The sequence below is a fragment of the Chitinophaga sp. XS-30 genome, assembly GCF_008086345.1.
Lineage (GTDB): Bacteria > Bacteroidota > Bacteroidia > Chitinophagales > Chitinophagaceae > Chitinophaga.
This window is the reverse complement of the sequence record NZ_CP043006.1, coordinates 5,552,363-5,571,835: the sequence shown is the minus strand read 5'-3', so window position 1 is coordinate 5,571,835 and position 19,473 is coordinate 5,552,363. Positions and strand designations below refer to the sequence as shown.

Here is a 19,473-nt window from a genome sequence, read left to right as displayed (position 1 = left end):
AACAATATAAGTACGAATGGAAGCACAATTCATTATGGCCCTGGACCAGGGAACCACCAGCTCCCGGGCGATCATTTTTGACAAGGAAGGAAACATTGTAGCCGTAGCCCAGAAGGAGTTCAGACAGATCTTCCCTGAACCGGGATGGGTAGAGCATGATCCCAACGAGATCTGGTCCACCCAGGCAGGCGTTGCCGCCGAAGTGATCGTAAAAGCCGGTACCAGCGGGGACAATATCGCGGCCATCGGCATTACCAACCAGCGGGAAACCACTATTGTATGGGACCGTAAAACAGGCAAACCTTTATATAATGCTATCGTGTGGCAGGACAGGCGTACGGCTGCCTTCTGTGACGAACTGCGCAACCGGGGGCTGGCGGAGGACATCCGTTCCCGTACCGGGCTGATACTGGATGCTTATTTTTCCGGCACCAAAGTGAAATGGATACTCGATAATGTGGAAGGCGCCCGCCAGCGCGCTGAAGCCGGGGAACTGGCATTCGGCACGGTAGACACCTGGCTCATCTGGAACTTTACCAAAGGGAAATTGCATATCACCGATGTGAGCAATGCCTCCCGTACCATGTTGTATAATATTCATACCCAGCAATGGGACGAAAGCCTCCTTGAACTGATGGGCATTCCGGCCAGCATGCTGCCGGAAGTACGCGCATCCAGCGAGATATATGGCCATACGGAAGCTACGCTTACCCCTTATGAGATTCCCATTGCGGGCATTGCCGGGGATCAGCAGGCAGCATTGTTCGGCCAGATGTGCATTGAGCCGGGCATGGTAAAAAACACCTATGGTACCGGTTGCTTTATGATGCTGAATACCGGTGATAAAGCCATTGAGTCCGGCAACAATCTGCTGACGACTATCGCCTGGCGCATCGATGGTAAAACCCAATACGCGCTTGAAGGCAGCATTTTCATCGGCGGCGCCGTAGTGCAATGGCTGCGGGACGGTCTGGGCATTATCCGCCATTCCGCTGATGTGGAAGCATTGGCGCTGTCAGTCAAAGATACGGACGGGGTGTACCTGGTGCCTGCCTTTGCCGGCCTTGGAGCGCCGCATTGGAACCAGTATGCGCGGGGCACCATTGTTGGGATGACACGGGGCACAAAGGATGCTCACATAGCCCGTGCAGCGCTGGACAGCATCGCTTATCAGACCATGGATGTTTTAAAAGCGATGGAAGCCGATGCCGGGATGAAGATCGCGGAACTTCGCGTAGATGGCGGGGCAACGGCCAACAACCTGCTGATGCAGTTCCAGGCAGATATTATGGAAACCAACGTGGTACGCCCGAAGGTGACGGAAACGACCGCTCTTGGCGCGGCTTACCTCGCCGGCCTGGCCACCGGGTTCTGGGACAGCATTGAGACCATCCGCAGCCAGTGGAAGGAGGATGCGCGTTTCGCACCGGAAATGGAAACCTCCAAACGGGAGCAACTCACAAAAGGCTGGGAACGCGCCATCCGCGCTGCCAAAGTCTGGGCCGAACAATAATCCATCTACACGCTACTAAAAAACTGATATAAAGATGTCCACATTCCTGGCAGAAATGATCGGTACCGCATTGCTCGTCCTTCTTGGGGATGGCGTTGTGGCCAACTGTATATTGAATAAAAGCAAAGGGCAGAACGGCGGATGGATCGTGATCACCATGGGCTGGGCCATGGCCGTATTTGTCGGCGTATTTGCCGTAGGCGCTTACAGCGGCGCTCACCTGAATTCCGCGGTGACCATTGCACTGGCTACTGCCGGCAGTATTGAATGGGCGCAGGTGCCCACATACATCTCGGCGCAGATGCTGGGCGCTTTCCTGGGCGCGTGCCTGGTATGGGTCGCCTACAAACAGCATTTCGATGCCACGGACGATCCCGATGGCAAACTGGCTATATTCTGCACCGGCCCGGCTATCCGCAGCACAATACCCAACCTGTTGACGGAGATCATCGGTACGTTTGTGCTGATCTTCGGCGTGTTTTATATTGCCAAGGCAGAAGTAGGTCTGGGTGCAGTGGATGCACTGCCTGTAGCCTTGCTGGTACTGGCCATCGGGCTTTCCCTGGGTGGGCCTACCGGTTACGCCATCAACCCCGCCCGTGACCTCGGCCCCCGTATTGCCCATTTTATATTGCCCATCAAAGGGAAAAGGGACAGCGACTGGGGATATGCCTGGATACCCATAGTGGGGCCGATAATCGGCGCTTTGCTGGCGGCCGCTTTGCACCTGGCATTAAAGTAAGTACGTTTGTTGATAAGTATAAAGGCAGTCTCTGGTATGAGGAGATTGCCTTTTTTATTTTTTGACTATCTTTATCTTCAACTGCCCCTTCCACGGTTAATGAATGACGGAGTATTCCACATATGCTGATACTGTATTGCTGGACTTGTTGAAGGCCGGCGATAACCGCGCTTTCGATGAATTGTATAACCGCCATTGGAAAGCCCTTTACCAGACTGCTTATTACATATTGCGCGATGAAAACGCCTGCATGGATATTCTGCAGGACATATTTGTCTGGCTATGGGAACATCACGAACACCTTGTGCTAACCTCTGTGCGCGGCTATCTTACGATGGCTGTTAAATACAAAGTGTCGAACTACATTCGCCGTCTGAACCAGCAAAGAGCTTTTTACGGACAAGTGACAGTACCCTCACCAGTTCCAGCCGAGGGCGAGTTGTCTGTTGAACTGAAAGAACTGAAAGCACTCGTCATCCATTTTACAGAAGGCCTGCCCGGACGTTGCAAAGAAATTTTTCTGTTAAGCAGGAACGAATACCTTTCTAACCGGCAAATTGCGCAAAAGCTCGGCATTTCTGAAAAAACAGTGGAAAATCAGATCACTACCGCCCTGAAACGCCTCCGGATGAAACTTGGCAACCTCTCTTCCCTGCTGATCTTTTTCTGAATTTTTTTATAAGGCATAGGGGGTATCTTCTTTTTTAAGTGCCTTATATGTACACACCTGGTACATGAACGACTCGGATTTTATTAAACTGGCTGGCAGAATTAGCGATGGTACGGCTTCCGATGAGGAAATCGCATGGTATAACGCATATCTTGACGCGATTGCGGCAAAAGCAGAGATAAAAATGGTACAGGAGAATACCGGCAGGGAAATCAAGCGGAGGATTAATGACCGGCTTTTCCTGCGTCGCCGGAGGAGACGGTTGGTACTGGCTTCGATGGCCGCCGCAGCATTGCTCACAGGCATTGCGTTGACCTGGTTATTGTTCACCGGCAATAAAGGCGACCATTCTTCACAGGTCGCAGCCTTGGCTGAAGACAAAGCACCAGGGAGCAACCGGGCTGTATTGACGCTTGGTGGCGGACGGAAGATTGCGCTGGATGATGCGGCAGCGGGCAACCTTGCTTTGCAGGGAGGTGCCCGCATCAGAAAGTCTGCCGGTAACGAGATCGTGTATGAGTCAGCGCCGCCCGCCACGGGAAAAGATATACCGGCGATCGTATTTAATACGATCACTACACCAAGAGGAGGGCAGTTCCAGATACGTTTGCCGGACGGCACAAAGGTCTGGCTCAACTCCGCTTCTTCGCTAAGATTCCCCACCTTTTTTGACGGACTTGAAAGAAAAGTAGAACTGACAGGTGAAGGGTATTTTGAAGTGGCGGAAAACAAGGCCCATCCTTTTCTTGTGAAATCATCCGGACAAACGATACAGGTACTGGGTACGCATTTTAATATTAATGCTTACGCTGACGACGGCCTGGTGCGAACGACCTTGCTGGAAGGGAGCGTACTGGTGCATGGAGAGAAGAACAGTAATAAACTGATGCCGGGTGAGCAATCGCAGCTGAACATGCGCTCCGGCTCCATATACAAAACCAAAGCAGATATTGAGCAGGTCATGGCCTGGAAGCATGGCAATTTTTTGTTTAACGATACCTATTTACCTGATATTATGAAACAATTATCCCGCTGGTACGATGTAGAGGTAATTGAAAAAGACATTCCGCGTATCCGCTATAACGGAGGTATCCCGCGTTCCATGCAACTTTCCGATGTACTGAAAATGCTGGAGGAAACAGGCAACATAAAATTCCACCTGGTGAATAATACAATTACAATAAAACACTGAAAAACAAGCAAATCTCATTCAACCAAAAAAATGACCGGTTACGCAGCCACGTAACCGGTTCTACAGGTCAATTTTTCGGTTATCAAAACAGGCCGTTCGGATAACTTATTTCCTTAACCTAATTGTGCAAATGTATGAATTTCATCATTCGATGCAAGGGAATCCTGTTCCCCTACCAGAATCTAACTAAAATCTTCCGGGTTATGAAGCTGATAGCGATGTTGCTCACCATTTTTCTTGTACAGATCTCAAGTGCAGCTTATCTCCAGCAAATCAGCCTTGATCTTGAAAATGCTTCTTTACGCAAGGTATTTTCCGAGATCAGGAAGCAGACGGGTTATCAGGTGCTTTACAGTACCGAAATGCTGGAAGGAACCTATCCGGTGACACTGCGCATGCAAAACGCCAGTTTGGAACAAGCGCTGAAAGCTGCGCTGCAAGGCCAGCCGCTTAGCTACCGGCTGGAAAACAGGATCATACTTATCACCGTCAGGTTGCAGCCGCCGCCACTGCTTGAGGAACCGGGGCCACCCCAGCAGAAAATCATAAAAGGCAGGGTCGTTAATTCCAGAGGTGAAACGCTGCCCGGCGTGACTGTAAGGATAAAAGGCACTGCGCTTGGTACCACAACGGATGAGAATGGGAATTTCACGCTTAACGTTCCGGAAAAAGCGGACACGCTCATGTTCAACTATATCGGGTATTCCACGCTGGAGGTACGGCTGGACGGGCGTTCTGCATGGAATGTAGTATTGCGGGAGCAGAGCGAGGGGCTTGATGAAGTGGTCGTAGTCGGATACGGTACCCAGAAGAAATCGCTCGTCACCGCTGCCATCAGTACGGTTGATCAGAAAACCATCCGGGAGACACCGGGCGCCAGCTTGCAGAATCTGCTCACAGGCAAAGTAAGCGGCTATTTTTCACAGCAGCGCAGCGGCCAACCGGGAGGCGATGCCGCCGAAATGACCATTCGGGGTGTAGCTACCTACAACGGTGGCGTATCCCCGCTGATATTGGTAGATGATGTGGAATATAATCTTGGACAATTCCAGTTTATCAATGTGGATGAAGTATCGTCTATCTCCATCCTGAAAGATGCGGAAGCTACGGCCATCTATGGCGTAAAAGGAGCGAACGGTGTGATACTGGTTACTACAAAACGCGGCAGGACGGGGAAACCTTCCATAGAGATCCGCTCGGAAGCGGGAGTACAGGTGCCGGTAAGAACATTGCGGACCTTGGGCGCTTACGATGCAGCCGTGCTCACTAATGAGGCCCTGGTAAACGATGGCCTGGCTCGTTTGTTTGACGATGAGGACCTGGAATTGTATCGCACCGGCGCGGACCCGTACGGGCATCCGGATGTGGATTGGTACAAAACTATTTACCGGGACCTGGCGCCCATGACCCAGACAAATCTGAATTTTTCAGGCGGCAGTAACCGGGTACGCTATTTCCTGTCCATGGGATACCTGAACCAGGGCGGCCTGCTGAAAGACATTCCCTATAAAGGCAGGGAACCGGAGCCGAATAGCAGCAAGGTCAATAATAACTACTACCTCCATCGCTACAAGTTCCGCTCCAACCTGGATATTGATGTAACCAGATCGCTGAAAGTAAAACTTGATCTGACCGGCACTTTTGCAGAAACCAATCAACCTTCACCCAGTGTCGCATTCCAGGTATTTCAGTATGATTTTACCCGGTCTTACGGCTACCCGGTTTATAATCCGGATGGCAGTTTCGGGTATCCGGACGCGGCCTTGTACCAGCCAAGGGACAAATTCAACAATATTGCAGGGCTGATGTCGCTGGGAGGGTACTCCCGTGACTACAACAATTTCATGAATGCAGGCTTTACTGCGGAACAGCAGTTGAGTTCGATGCTGAAAGGGCTGTCTGTCAAGGGAATGGCCACTTATTCCTATGCGAATACAGCTACGCGCTCCCAGACCCGTAGCGGTATTCCAGCTTATTATTACAATCCGGAGGACGGCTCCTACACACCGCGTGATGTCAATATCTACCGTGTTGCGCCTTATACGCTGGGATACAACGGCGGAACGCCCAACCACCGGCTCAACCTGCAGGCAAGCGTAAATTACAACGGTAATTATGGTGGCGGACATAACGTTAATGTGCTGTTGCTCTACAACCAGACAAGTTATTTCGAGGGAGCAGCGTTGCCTTTTAATTTCCGGGGGTACACCTATCGTTTCGGTTACAATTACAAGGAACGTTATGTGTTCAGTGCTTCTGGCGCATACAACGGCTCAGACCGTTTTGTTACACAGAAGCGCTTTAATCTTTTCCCCGCTTTTGCATTGGCATGGAATGCACACAACGAAAACTTTTTCAAAGATAAACTGCCTTTTGTACAGCAATTGAAGTTTCGCGGTTCTGTGGGCATTGTGGGTAATGACAACATTGGAAGTGTTAACCAGTATTTTTTTGAAGAGAGATATGTGCGGAGTGGTGGATATGCATTCGGAGAAACACCGAATGCCGTCACGGCTATTATTGAAAGCGATCAGGGGAATGATGATGTAAGTTGGGAGACCGAAAGGAAGTGGAATTTCGGGATTGATCTGGCTTTGTTCAATAACAAGCTCAATGTTACCGCAGATTACTTTCACAATTACCGCTATGATATCCTTACAAGGCGGCAGACCATTCCCCGTTCCTTCGGTGTGCAAACAGCCACACTTCCTTATGTGAACCTCGGGGAAGTGGAGAACGCGGGATACGAGCTGAATATCCGGCACAATGGCACGATAGGAAAAGTTGGATACAACATCGGCGGTATGATGACCTTTGCGAAAAACAAGGTGATTTTCCGTGATGACCCACCGGCACTCTATCCCTGGCAAGACCGTACTGGAATGCCCATTGGCACCAACCGCCAGTACATTTGGGAAGGGGCGTTCTATTCTGCGGACGACCTTAATAAGCCGGATGTGCCCAAACCTGCGGGGACCGTACGTGAAGGCTTCCTCAGGTATAAAGATCTGAACGGGGACGGAATTATCAATGTAGACGATATGGCCTATACCGGCCGGCCCAATCTTCCAAACACCGTGTTGGGCATTACGCTCGGAGCCAATTATAAAGGGTTCAATATTGCTGCGCTCTTCCAGTCTAATCTCGGAGCAGATTCACATACCAGTTTTGACATGGCTGTACCTTTCAAAGCAGCGCTGCAGCCGTTACATCTGAAACGATGGACACCGGAAACCGCTGCTACGGCAGAATTCCCCGCATTGACATCCAATTTTGTGGGTACCTATATGAATCCGAACGGCAACCTGTCTACCTTCTGGACGCAAAGCACAGACTACATCCGCCTTCGCTCGGTGGAAATGGGGTACACTTTCCCGTCTCACATCGCACAGCGGTTAAAACTGTCTTCGTTAAGACTGTTTGCGAACGGTTACAATCTCTTCACCTGGTCCAGTTTTTTCAATAAATACCAGTACGATCCGGAAGTTGCCGCCAATATCGGCACCTATGTATATCCCGTTACCAGGATATTCAATGCAGGCGTCAGCATCAGCCTTTGATATCAGTCTTCATCTAAATTATCAACCAGCTATGTACAAATACACTACGATATTATACATCCTGTCTGCCTGCATGCTGACCTGTATTTTCAGTTGCAGGGATGCCAGGGATTTCCTGGACCCGAAGTCCACGAATGAACTGAACGAAGCTGCCGTTTTTATAGACAGTGCACGTACCATGGATTTTCTTTCAGGCATTTACAGCCGCCTGGAGTTTGGGAACAACGCAGGTAAGGAAGTGAATACGGTAGGAGCCGGATTCAGTGAATGCACTGATGAAGCGGAAACCCGCTGGCCAGGGGCGCATAATGTGCCCAACCAGATATTCGGCGGAACCTTCGGGCCAAATTTCTATGCCAAAACGGATAACTCATGGAGTTACCTTTATACCGGCATCCGGCATGTGAATATCTATCTGAAAAACCTGCCGAATATGCCGCTTTCTCCTCAACTCAAAGCCAGAACGGCACTGGAGGCACGTTTTCTGCGAGCATACTTCTATCACAATCTCATAAAATACTGGGGCGGAGTGGTGCTGGTGGGGGATGAGGTCTTCGCCCTTGATGCGCCGAATGAGGCGGGCAGAAATACATATGCCGAGTGTGTGGACTATATTGTTTCCGAATTAGACGCTATTGCCCTGCCACTTCCTTTAAATTACAACGGCATCAATTATGGAAGAATCACCCGCGGTGCTGCGCTTGCGCTAAAATCCCGCGTGCTCCTGTTTGCAGCCAGCCCATTATTCAATGGCGGCAGCTTCGCTACAGACCCGGAAGTGATATCGCTCACCGCATATCCCTCTGCGGACGAAAGCCGGTGGGGCAAAGCGCTGCAGGCTGCGCAGGATGTAATGGAGATGAACAGGTATTCCCTCCACACAGACAATACCACACGTCCAGGCAATGGATTCTACCAGCTCTTTCTGGAAAGAGTGAACAATGAGTACATTCTTGCGGAAATGGTCGGAGCTAACAAGATCATTGAAGCAGCCTGCAACCCGCCCTCCCGCAACGGCAATTTCCTGCGTTACCCGTCGCAGCAACTGGTAGATGCCTTCCCGATGAAAAATGGCAAAGTCATCAGCGAACCTGGTTCGGGTTATAATGAAAATGATATGTATGCCAACCGCGATCCCCGTTTTTACTTCACGGTTGTCTACAATGGCGCGTTATATTTTGATCACAGGACGAATGCTGCCTCACCCGTTTATACTTACCAGGGGGCAAACCTTGACGGCCTCAAACCGGCCTCCAACAATACGGGTACGAATACCGGCTATTATGTGAGAAAAGCTGCGGACGAAAATCTCAGCGCCGCCAGCTCTGCGAATACCCTCCGCTGCCCGCCCATTTTGAGGTATGCCGAGATCATGCTGAATCTCGCGGAAGCTGCGGTTGAAACGGGAGACTGGCCGAGGGCAAGAATGCAGCTTGTTGAATTAAGGAAAAGGGCCGGCATAGAACCGGGGGCAGATGGTTTCTATGGCCTTCCCGCAAACCCCGGCCCCGAAGAGGCCCGCGAATTGGTCCATAATGAACGCTTCATAGAGCTGGCATTTGAAGAACACCGCTACTGGGACCTCAGACGCTGGCGTATCGGGGACCGTTACGATGGAAAGTTTATTGAGGGGATCCGTATTACGTCCAATTCTGACGGTTCTTTCAGCCAAACGCGATTCAATGTGAGAAGCCCGCGTTACTTCAAGGCCAACAGCTATCTGTTCCCGATCCCGCAAACAGAGATCGCGGTAAACCGTAACATCAAGCAAAATCCGGGATGGTAATCCCTTATCTACGGATTAAAAAACGAGTAGCATGAACAACTATATAAAGATCATATTTAGCCTGTTCTTCCTGATATTGTCCGCTGTTCCGGCAGTTGCGCATCAGAAAGGCCCGTTCCTCCAGGATAGCCTGAAGCAGATAGTGCAGCAGGACAGCCTTTATCCTTTATTTTTTACACAAAAGCCGAAAAACCATCTGGTGGAAGCTGTCGGTTTTGTAGAAGGAAAAACACTTGGTGCAGTGCCCCTGACCGGTATCGGCAATGCGCTTTCCGGGAAAGTACCCGGACTGGCCACCTTCCAGGAAAATGGTGAGCCCGGCAATGACCAGCCTTTCTTTTTACTGAGAGGAAGAACGCCGCTTGTGCTGGTAGACGGTATTCCCAGGAATATATACGCCATTTTGCCCGAGCAGGTGGAATCCATCACGGTATTAAAAGATGCATTGTCCGCCGCAGCGCTTGGGTTGAGAGGAGCGGACGGAGTGATCATGATCACGACCCGCAAGCAGGCCGCGCAGCCAGGGCATAATATGGACTTTTCCGTTAATACAGGTATTGCGCAGCCACTGAAGCTGCGGGAACAGTTGTCTTCTGCCGCCTATGCTGAACTGTACAATGAAGCTTTGATAAACGATGGCAGACCACCGCTTTACACCATGGACGATATCGCAAAATACAGGGATGGCAGTGCGCCCTATACTCATCCTGACAATGACTGGTACGGGCAGATCATGGAAAAGCAGGCGCCATATCAGCGGTATGTGCTGAGCGCGGACGGAAAGACGAATGCCATGGGCTATTTTCTTTCCATTGACTACCTCAAACAGGGTGGTCTTTTAACGCAGAGCGCGCTCAACAGCTACAGCACCAATGTGGACTACCGGCGTTTCGGTTTTCGCGGGAACGTTAGCATTGATCTTTCTCCCCGTACAATATTGTCCCTCAACATCCATGGTTCCAGCCGCCGGAGGAATGCGCCCGGAGGGGCCGCTTCCCTGAGTTTTGCGCCCAACACCGGCCGGCTGGATATTTCAACCGGGAGCATATCCGGACTCTTCAACAGCATGCTTAATACGCCGGCAAATGCTTACCCTGTATTCAATCCGGATGGTTCTTTCGGTGGCAACCAACTGTTCTCGAACAATATCCGGGGCCAGTCTACCGGTTCCGGATATTCCCAGATCAATATGAACGATGGACTCGCTGATCTGTTACTGGAAAGAGATATGGGAGATGTCTGGAAAGGATGGTGGGTAAAGGCAACGGCGTCCTATACCATGGAGATCATTCATAATCTCATCCGCAACAAGAATTTCGCCACATACGAAATGAAAGTAACAGGCGCTCATGATACTACTTACCGGCAGTTCGGGAGCATCGGAGAGCAGGCCAACGCATCGGACGTAAGCGTGCGTAATGGTTCCCTGTTCATAGACCTTTCCACCGGAGTTTCCAAAAGCTGGGACAGCCATCACCTTGATGTTGCCGTGCAGTATCAGCGAAGCAGCGCCCGCTACGGAAGCCAGCTGCCTTTTGTCATCAAAAATGGTATCCTTCGTGCACAATACCGCATGAGCGACCGCTATATTTTTGACATGGTTACCTCGTACAGCGGCAATAACTGGTACAAACCCGGCCATCAATACCAACTATATCCTTCAGCGGGTATCGGCTGGAATGTGCACAACGAAAGCTTCTTCCCCCGCGAGGGTTTTCTGGACCGCCTGAAACTGCGCACCAACTATGGCCTCACAGGCCGTATAGACGCTAACTATTTCAGCTATCTGTACACCTACTCCAATTATGGGTCTGCCTACTATATTGGTACCGGAGCAGGCGGCGTACAGGGAACAGCGGAAAGCCAGCTGCCCTATGTACGCACTACCGAAAAAGCGCTGAAGTGGAACCTGGGGGTGGATCTCAGCATGCTGAACGAGCGTTTTACACTTTCGGCAGACTATTACCGGAACAGATTCTTTGATCTCCTGCAACAGCGGGGGAGCAATTCCGCGATGCTGGGTGCACCATATCCCGCAGAGAACCTGGGCAAGAGCTTGTACACCGGCCTGGAAGCTACTGCACATTGGGCGGACGGAGGGAACAACTTTAATTATTTCATTGCCGCTAACATCGCTGTACAACGTGGCCGCATTACCCATAATGACCAGCCTGCACAGGCATACCCCTGGATGGAAACTGCGGGCAACCGCATCGGGCAGTTATATGGATACATTGCTGATGGATTCGTGACCACTGCAGGAGAAGGGCCTGTAGTAGAGGGATACCGCTCGGCACCGGGAGATCTGAAATACCGGGACCTGAATGGGGATGGTGTGATTAATTTCTACGATGTAACAAGGATCGGTCCCGATGATCCGGAAATATACTACGGTATCAATGCAGGTTTTACATGGGAGGGGTTTGACTTGTCCCTCCAGCTGGCAGGCCTGGCTAACAGAACGATCAGCCTTACAGGTACAGGCGAATGGGAGTTCCAGAACGAAGGAAGAGGACCAGCTTTTCCGCATCATTATGGCCGCTGGACAGCGGAAACAGCTTCCAACGCTACTTATCCGCGTTTAACGGCAGGGTTCAATCCCAATAACCACGTAAATTCTTCTTTTTGGTTATCATCTGCGGATTTCCTCCGGCTGAAAACGGTGGCCCTGGGATATACTTTTCGCGGCGGTATGCTGGACCGCTGGAAGATCAAAGGCTGCCGGGTATTTGCCAGCGGCTACAACCTCCTTACATTCAGCGGACAGGACCGGTTTGATCCCGAGAGCAGAAGTATGGGTTATCCGCTTCAGCGCATTTTAAACGGAGGAATATCGATCAAATTCTAATTGCAAGCTCATGAATATCAGAATATATATATTGGCGATCGCGGCTGTTGTTTTCGCATTCTCCTGCCGGAAGTACGAAACCTATCCTGTTGAGCGGATCACCGACAACATTGTGTATGATTCGCTGGACAAGAACGGTACTTATGCGGAATGGGTCGTTAACGGCATCTACGCCTTCCTGCCCAATGGGTATAACCGGATCGATAATGTAGTACTGGATGCGGCAACCGATGATGCCGTTGCTTCAGGCTATGGCAATGATATTGAAGTATTGGGCAAATCAAGGCTCACGGCGGTCAACAATCCGGATGACAAATGGGCCTTTTCCTATGAGGCCATCCGCAGGGCCAATCTTTTTCTTGCCAAGGTAGATGTAGTGCCTCGTGATGAAACTACCAAAGCATACTGGAAAGCTGAAGTGCGTTTTATCAGGGCGATGAGCTATTTTGAACTGGTCCGCCGTTACGGGGGAGTACCGCTTCTCGGGAGCAGGTACTTTTCGCTGGAGGAGCCTATCCGGCTTACAAGGAACACGTTTGATGAGGTAGTGGCTTATATCGTTCAGGAATGTGATGCCATCTTTCCGTCGCTGCGTAGTGACCCGATAGATAATACCAATCTTGGACGGATCACGCAGGCCGCAGCGCTGGCACTGAAAAGCAGGGTATTGCTGCTTGCAGCAAGCCCGCTCAATAATCCCGCTGATGACCGCGCCAGGTGGCTGGCCGCCGCTACGGCTGCGCGGGATGTGATCAGCCTTGGCAAATATTCTCTGGCGGCCAATTTCAACGGAATATTTACGAACAGGAAAAGCCCGGAAGTGATACTTGCTTATCAGGCTGTACAGCATTCCAACCTTGAACGGCAGAACGCTCCGATCGGGTATGTGGAACCCAACGTGAGCCAGGGATATGTTAGCCCTACACAACAACTGGTGGATGCATTTCCCATGCTGAACGGCAGCGCTATTACGGATGCGGGTGCCGGCTATGACCCGGCCAATCCCTATGCGAATCGTGATCCGCGCCTGTCTGCCACCGTTTTTTATAATGGAATGATGTGGCTGGGCCGTGCTGTGGAAACATTTGAAGGCGGACTGGATAATCCGGCCGCTGAAGTGCGTGTATCCCGCCGTACGCGGACGGGATATTACCTGCGCAAGTTCCTGGGGAATTTCGGCACCGCCAGCGATTATTCCAACCAGGACCATAACTTCCCGATCTTTCGTTACGCAGAAATATTGCTTAATTATGCAGAGGCCGCCAACGAAACGGACGATCGTGATGCAGCATATACACAGCTGATGAGTATTCGCAGGAGAGCAGGCCTGGAGGAAGGAGCAGATGGCCTCTACGGGCTGAAAGCGAACATGAACAAAATGGAAATGAGGGAGGCCATTCGATTGGAAAGAAGGCTGGAACTGGCTTTTGAAGAACACCGGTATTGGGACCTCCGGCGCTGGAAAGTAGCGGAGCAAATGCTGAACAAACAGGTTTCAGGTGTCAGGATCACCAGGAATGCCGATGGAACCTTTACATACGGCTATCAGCAGGTGGACTATGTTTCCTTTGCAGCCAAACAATATCTTTATCCGATACCGTATCAGGAAGTAACCGCCAGTGGTGGCATGATAAAGCAGAATACAGGATGGTAAAAAACTAATATATGAAACAATTACTTATGCTCTTTTTGTGCATCAATTGCAGCACGATCGCAAATGCACAACAAAAACCGAATATCGTATTCATTCTTGCAGATGACCTCGGATACGGAGATATCGGTGCATACGGGCAACAAAAGATCAAAACTCCGAATCTGGACCGTCTTGCGGCACAGGGAATGCGCTTTACTTCCTTTTATTCCGGCGCTACAGTTTGTGCGCCTTCCCGGTCTTCATTGCTGACCGGATTGCACACGGGGCATACGTATATCCGGGGGAACAAAGAAATACAGCCTGAAGGACAGGAACCGCTGGCTGATTCGGTACAGAGTTATGCGCTGATGCTGCAGCGGGCCGGTTATGCTACCGGCGCCTTTGGCAAGTGGGGACTGGGCATGGTTGGCACCAGCGGAGCGCCGGACAAAAAAGGGTTCGATACCTTCTTTGGCTATAATTGCCAACGGCAGTCCCATCGCTATTACCCTACACATCTTTGGGACAACAACGATAAAGTTGTATTGGAAGGCAATGACCTGAATGAAAAAAAGGTTTATGCGCCCGCGCTTATACAGGAAAGAACGCTGGCTTTTATCGAGACGAATAAAGACCGGCCCTTCTTTCTTTTCATACCTTCTGTGCTGCCGCATGCGGAGCTGCAGGGGCCGGAGGATGCCTGGTATCGCATGTATGAGCACCGCTTCAGCGAAACGCCGCATCGGGGGAATGATTATGGCCCTGAAGCATTGGTGGCCGGATATGCCTCCGTCACAAAACCTCGCGCTACGTTTGCCGCTATGGTAAGCCGGCTCGATGTTTATGTGGGGCAGGTGCTGGACAAACTGGAGGAATTGGGGTTGTCAGACAACACTATTGTCATGTTCAGCAGTGATAACGGCCCGCATGAGGAAGGCGGAGCTGATCCCGGATTCTTTAACAGCAGCGGAGGTTTCCGTGGTGTAAAGCGGGACCTTTATGAAGGCGGCATCCGGGTGCCTTTTGTTGTAAAATGGCCTGGAAAGGTAAAGGCAGGCTCGGAAACGGCGCACCCGGCCGCTTTTTGGGACCTGATGCCAACCTTCCTTGAGATTGCAGGTGCACCGCCGGCAGGCATTACAGACGGTATTTCCATTCTGCCAACGCTATTGGGCAAAGGCAGACAGAAAGAGCATCGGTATTTATACTGGGAGTTCCATGAAAGCGGCGGCCGTCAGGCTGTACGTGCAGGCAAATGGAAAGCTGTACGGCTTCAACTGAAGAACGATCCGGACAAACCGCTGGAACTTTATGATTTGCAGGAGGATCCCGGTGAGCAGCAGGATATTGCAGCCCGGCATCCGGATATTGTTAAAAAAATGGAACAGTACATGCAGCAGGCGCATGTTGAAAGCCCACTTTTTCCACTGACGGGCGGGAGATGACCCGGAAAAGTACTGATCTGATAAGGGCGGCTGTGCTACACTTTGTACTGCCGCCTTTATTTTATCCTTATCTTTCATTTTTTCCTGAAAGTTTTGTACTTTTGATAATAATTAACAATGGTATGGCATTTGAGGCCTCAATGCCGTAGCATTTAAATTTGCAATCATGATACAACCGAACATTCCGGAAACAGACCGGCCCAGGGTAGTGATCGTTGGAGGAGGATTTGCAGGCATCAACCTGGCGAAAGCTTTAAGGCACGCCCGGGTACAGGTAGTACTGCTGGACAGGAACAATTACCATCTTTTTCAGCCCCTGCTTTACCAGGTGGCTACCGCGGGGCTGGAACCGGACAGCATCGCGTTCCCGCTCAGAGGCATTTTCAAACGGCAAAAGAACTTCTATTTCCGCATGGCGGACGTGAAAGGGGTGAACGCGGCGGACAATATCCTGCATACGAACATCGGCGATATCCGCTATAACTACCTGGTGGTGGCTACCGGCAGCAATACCAATTTCTTTGGCAACAAGGTCATCGAGGAGCATGCCATTGGTATGAAATCGCTTATCGAAGCTGTGCAGATACGCAATTATGTGCTGAAGCAGTTTGAGGAATCTTTGCTGATGAACGATGAAATGGCTATCCGCGCGAAGCTCAATTTTGTAATGGTGGGCGGCGGCCCCACGGGCGTGGAACTGGCCGGCGCTTTCGCGGAACTGCGGAAATACATCCTGCCGAAAGACTATCCTGAACTGCCGCTGCACCTCATGAACATCTACCTGGTAGAGGCCGGCCCCAAAGTGCTGGCTTCCATGAGCGAACAATCCAGCCAAAAAACGCTGGAGGGGCTCAAATTCCTGGAAGTAAAAGTGCTGACCAATACGGCCGTGAAGGATTATGACGGGCGTACGCTCACGCTCAGCAACGGGGAAACCATCGCCACGCAATCCCTGCTCTGGGCCGCCGGTGTGAAAGGGTTTCCGCTCAAGGGGCTGCCGGAAGACCTGATCCTTCCCAATGGCCGTGTAGTAGTAGACGAGGTGAACCGCATGCAGGGCGCTTCCAATATCTTCTTGATCGGGGATATTGCGCAGCAGGTGAATGACAGCCGTTTCCCCAAAGGTTACCCGATGGTGGCGCAGGTAGCCATGCAACAGGGCAAGCAATTGGGGAAGAATATTGCGAATGAGCTGAAAGGGAAACCACTGCAGCCGTTCCGGTACACAGATCTGGGCAGTATGGCTACGATAGGGAGGAACAGGGCGGTCGCGGAATTCAGCAGTATCCGTTTAAGCGGTTATATTGCCTGGGTGGCCTGGATGATCGTCCATCTGCTGAACCTGATGGGCTTCCGTAACAAGCTGGTCGTATTCATCAACTGGTTCTACCGTTACTTTACCTACGACCGCGGCACACGCATTATCATTAAACGGGGCGCTGCCAATATTGTAAAACTGGGGCAAACCGTTAACCAGACGGATGCGCTGATGACACCCTGATCAGCGGCGGCTCGTCAGGGAATTAAGCTGCATCCTTCCGATCAGCTCATCGTGCCGCCCGCCCAATGCCTTGTAATACACCAGTACGGTATAGTCGTTCTCGGTTTCCCAGGAATTCCCTTCCGTGTATTCCGTGCTGAACTGATCATTGGTACGGTCTATCAGGGCGTAGATATAGTTGTAAAAGCCCTGTTTGAGGAACAGCGTTCCTTCGTATGCCTGGCGGGGCCCGTTGTAGGTGAGTTTGTTGCTGGTATTGCATTCGTAGCTGGTCAGTTCCCCGAAGATATACAGGTCATATCCCGCATAAGGCTCCTTTGCGGGAAAGACAAAATGTACCCTGGCATAGTCCCCTTCAAAGTTGGGATCGTAATCATCCAGCGTGGAAGGGATGAACCGCCCGTTAATATCCTTGATATACTGATATACCGTATTGTCCCGCGGAAAGTCAGGTAATACATACACATCGGTCGTGGTGCGGCCGTACTCCGATCTCTCCACTCTTTCCGTCTGCAGGCGCAGACTGCGGAGGTCCAGCCACCGCCATTCCTTCATTCCCGGGAAAATGCAGTCCTGCTCCGCATTATATTCCAGCACATCCCCTTTTATGAACCTGGGCTTGATGCCGGTAATGGCATTGTCCCAACGGGAATTCTGCATGATCACGATCTTCACCTGATCGAACGGGTTCTGGATATTGAGGCCTTTCGTATCCACCGAAAGATTGATCTTTTGGGAATTGCGGAAGAGCTTCGGGTTGGTGGGCTGCGAAATATAACCGCCAAGGGAGGCTTTCTGCTGGATGACCATAAAGCGGCGGGTGAACGCGAGCTGCGACGTATCCCCGTCCAGATACACCTTCAGCACATAATTGCCGGGAAGGGTAGGGGTGCAGTTCTGGTTCGGGAAATCCAGGTGATAATGCACATATTTCTGCAAGGCCACCGCGGAAAAGCGGTAATCCCTGATCTGGTTCTCGGAATAACCTCTCAGGTACTGGATGGTATTGATCATGACCGGTGTCCAGTCCGCATTACACAGCTGAATGGTATAAAAATAGTTCCGCACTTCGTATTGCATGTCATCGAAGTTCAGTTCCAGTTTCTCTCCGCTGTTGAGCGTGACAATGGGGAGTGCCAGGGGTTCGCCGGTGGGATTAAGTTTGACGGTCTTGATCGTGGGGCTGTAGACGTGATCCTGCGAAATCCTGTTTTCCTGTGCCTGGGCGTTGAAAAAAGATAATAACGCTATCACGGTGAATACTTTCCTCATAAGTGTAATTTACAATGAATTTCTAAATTCCATAAATTAGCGGCATGCGCGTATCGATGTTTATTGCCGGGAGGATTGCATTTAACCGTTTTTCTTCCTTTTCCAAGTTCATTATCAACATTGCCATGATCGCCACGGCATTCAGTGTGGCGGTCATGATCCTGGCTACGGCATTGATCAGCGGTTTCCAGCAGGTGATCTCGGACAAGATCTTCAGCTTCTGGGGGCATTTGCATATCACGCAGTTCCAGGTGAATGCGGGGCCTTTGACGGAGCAGACGCCTTTTACGGCGGATTCCGCACTGGAAGCGGGCTTTTTGCAATATCCCCATATCACCTCCGTCAACAAATTCGCCACCAAATCGGTGATCGTAAAAACGGAAAAGGAAACCGAGGGCATGATCTTCAAGGGAATAGACCGGGATTCACAGTTGGGTTTCCTGACGGAAGGGCGCCCGCTCCGCTTTTCAGACAGCGGGTATGCATCCGAAATGATCATTTCAGAAAACACGGCCGCGTTGTTGCAGCTGAAGTTGAATGACGGGGTTATCGTGTATTTTGTCCGGGGGGACGGCCTGCCGCCACGTGTGCGTAAACTCACCGTTTGCGGCATTTACAAGACCGGTATCGAGGAATATGACAAGGCTTATATCATCGGGGATATCAATCTTGTCAGGCGGCTGAATGACTGGGAGCCAAAGGAGATCGGGGGCTATGAGGTTTTCCTGGACGATTACCGCCTGATGGACAGCGCCCGTAACCACATCGGTGAGCGGCTTCCGGATGAGCTGACCGTTCGCAGCATGCAGGAGATATACCCCAATATCTTCGACTGGCTGGGTTTGCAGAACAAGAACGAGGCCATCATCCTGATCATTATGACCATTGTGGCCATCATCAACATGACCACCGCCATTCTCATCCTTATCCTTGAGCGTACCAACATGGTAGGCATCCTGAAAGCCCTCGGCATGCGCAACAGCGCCATACAGGGCATTTTCATCTACCAGGCCGGCTATATCGTGCTGGCCGGCATCATTATCGGGAATATCCTGGGAATAGGCCTGGCGCTGCTCCAGCAGCAAACCGGTTTCTTCAAGCTGCCCGAGGAATCGTATTACATGACCGTGGCGCCTATTGCCATGCAATGGTGGAAAGTGCTGATGATCAACGCCGTTACGCTCGGTATCTGCCTGCTGATCCTCCTGATCCCTACCCTGTTGACCAGAAACATCCTGCCGGTAAAGGCCATTCAGTTCAAATAACATGTTGAAGGGGACGTATGGGCGGGAAGAACGTAGGGCGGGAATT

General features: G+C 51.1%; 12 protein-coding genes. 11 read left to right on the top strand and 1 reads right to left on the bottom strand.

Annotated features, from left to right (window positions below; genetic code table 11):
• The first annotated feature begins 16 nt into the window (after window positions 1-16).
• The 10 genes from glpK (at window position 17) to FW415_RS22230 (ending at window position 16,890) form a co-directional block, all read left to right on the top strand.
• Window positions 17-1,513, top strand: coding sequence for a glycerol kinase GlpK (gene glpK, locus FW415_RS22275; protein WP_148389325.1), 1,497 nt, complete (start codon window positions 17-19; stop codon window positions 1,511-1,513).
• Window positions 1,514-1,547: 34 nt separating this feature from the next.
• Complete coding sequence (locus FW415_RS22270; RefSeq protein WP_148389324.1) at window positions 1,548-2,255, top strand: MIP/aquaporin family protein; 708 nt, start codon at window positions 1,548-1,550, stop codon at window positions 2,253-2,255.
• Between the two features lie 145 nt (window positions 2,256-2,400).
• A complete protein-coding gene (locus FW415_RS22265) occupies window positions 2,401-2,925 on the top strand; it encodes an RNA polymerase sigma-70 factor (protein WP_168208945.1) in 525 nt (174 codons plus the stop codon).
• Between the two features lie 64 nt (window positions 2,926-2,989).
• Window positions 2,990-4,117: a FecR family protein gene (locus tag FW415_RS22260; protein ID WP_148389322.1), complete on the top strand. Its 1,128-nt coding sequence runs from the start codon at window positions 2,990-2,992 to the stop codon at window positions 4,115-4,117.
• 203 nt (window positions 4,118-4,320) lie between these two features.
• Window positions 4,321-7,677, top strand: coding sequence for a TonB-dependent receptor (locus tag FW415_RS22255; RefSeq protein WP_168208944.1), 3,357 nt, complete (start codon window positions 4,321-4,323; stop codon window positions 7,675-7,677).
• Between the two features lie 31 nt (window positions 7,678-7,708).
• A complete protein-coding gene (locus FW415_RS22250) occupies window positions 7,709-9,463 on the top strand; it encodes a RagB/SusD family nutrient uptake outer membrane protein (RefSeq protein WP_168208943.1) in 1,755 nt (584 codons plus the stop codon).
• Between the two features lie 31 nt (window positions 9,464-9,494).
• Window positions 9,495-12,311 (top strand): SusC/RagA family TonB-linked outer membrane protein, encoded by a 2,817-nt coding sequence (locus tag FW415_RS22245; RefSeq protein ID WP_148389319.1) that lies wholly within the window; start codon window positions 9,495-9,497, stop codon window positions 12,309-12,311.
• A gap of 10 nt (window positions 12,312-12,321) precedes the next feature.
• Window positions 12,322-13,965: a RagB/SusD family nutrient uptake outer membrane protein gene (locus FW415_RS22240; RefSeq protein WP_148389318.1), complete on the top strand. Its 1,644-nt coding sequence runs from the start codon at window positions 12,322-12,324 to the stop codon at window positions 13,963-13,965.
• Window positions 13,966-13,976: 11 nt separating this feature from the next.
• Window positions 13,977-15,389 carry an arylsulfatase gene (locus tag FW415_RS22235; RefSeq protein WP_148389317.1) on the top strand — a complete coding sequence of 471 codons (1,413 nt, stop codon included), beginning with the start codon at window positions 13,977-13,979 and terminating at the stop codon, window positions 15,387-15,389.
• A 166-nt stretch (window positions 15,390-15,555) separates the two neighbouring features.
• Window positions 15,556-16,890 carry an NAD(P)/FAD-dependent oxidoreductase gene (locus tag FW415_RS22230; protein ID WP_148389316.1) on the top strand — a complete coding sequence of 445 codons (1,335 nt, stop codon included), beginning with the start codon at window positions 15,556-15,558 and terminating at the stop codon, window positions 16,888-16,890.
• Here FW415_RS22230 and FW415_RS22225 read toward each other — a convergent pair whose 3' ends face one another.
• Complete coding sequence (locus tag FW415_RS22225; RefSeq protein ID WP_148389315.1) at window positions 16,891-18,162, bottom strand: DUF5103 domain-containing protein; 1,272 nt, start codon at window positions 18,160-18,162, stop codon at window positions 16,891-16,893.
• 44 nt (window positions 18,163-18,206) lie between these two features.
• On the opposite strand from FW415_RS22225, the gene FW415_RS22220 reads away from it, so the two are divergent.
• Window positions 18,207-19,427: an ABC transporter permease gene (locus FW415_RS22220; protein WP_148389314.1), complete on the top strand. Its 1,221-nt coding sequence runs from the start codon at window positions 18,207-18,209 to the stop codon at window positions 19,425-19,427.
• The last annotated feature ends 46 nt before the right edge of the window (window positions 19,428-19,473 follow it).

Excerpts from the sequence above, each read along its gene's own strand:
- FW415_RS22235 (WP_148389317.1), top strand. The coding sequence starts at position 13,977 with ATGAAACAATTACTTATGCTCTTTTTGTGCATCAATTGCAGCACGATC.
- FW415_RS22225 (WP_148389315.1), bottom strand. The coding sequence starts at position 18,162 with ATGAGGAAAGTATTCACCGTGATAGCGTTATTATCTTTTTTCAACGCC.
- glpK (WP_148389325.1), top strand. The coding sequence starts at position 17 with ATGGAAGCACAATTCATTATGGCCCTGGACCAGGGAACCACCAGCTCC.
- FW415_RS22270 (WP_148389324.1), top strand. The coding sequence starts at position 1,548 with ATGTCCACATTCCTGGCAGAAATGATCGGTACCGCATTGCTCGTCCTT.
- FW415_RS22250 (WP_168208943.1), top strand. The coding sequence starts at position 7,709 with ATGTACAAATACACTACGATATTATACATCCTGTCTGCCTGCATGCTG.
- FW415_RS22230 (WP_148389316.1), top strand. The coding sequence starts at position 15,556 with ATGATACAACCGAACATTCCGGAAACAGACCGGCCCAGGGTAGTGATC.
- FW415_RS22255 (WP_168208944.1), top strand. The coding sequence starts at position 4,321 with ATGAAGCTGATAGCGATGTTGCTCACCATTTTTCTTGTACAGATCTCA.
- FW415_RS22220 (WP_148389314.1), top strand. The coding sequence starts at position 18,207 with ATGCGCGTATCGATGTTTATTGCCGGGAGGATTGCATTTAACCGTTTT.
- FW415_RS22260 (WP_148389322.1), top strand. The coding sequence starts at position 2,990 with ATGAACGACTCGGATTTTATTAAACTGGCTGGCAGAATTAGCGATGGT.
- FW415_RS22245 (WP_148389319.1), top strand. The coding sequence starts at position 9,495 with ATGAACAACTATATAAAGATCATATTTAGCCTGTTCTTCCTGATATTG.
- FW415_RS22240 (WP_148389318.1), top strand. The coding sequence starts at position 12,322 with ATGAATATCAGAATATATATATTGGCGATCGCGGCTGTTGTTTTCGCA.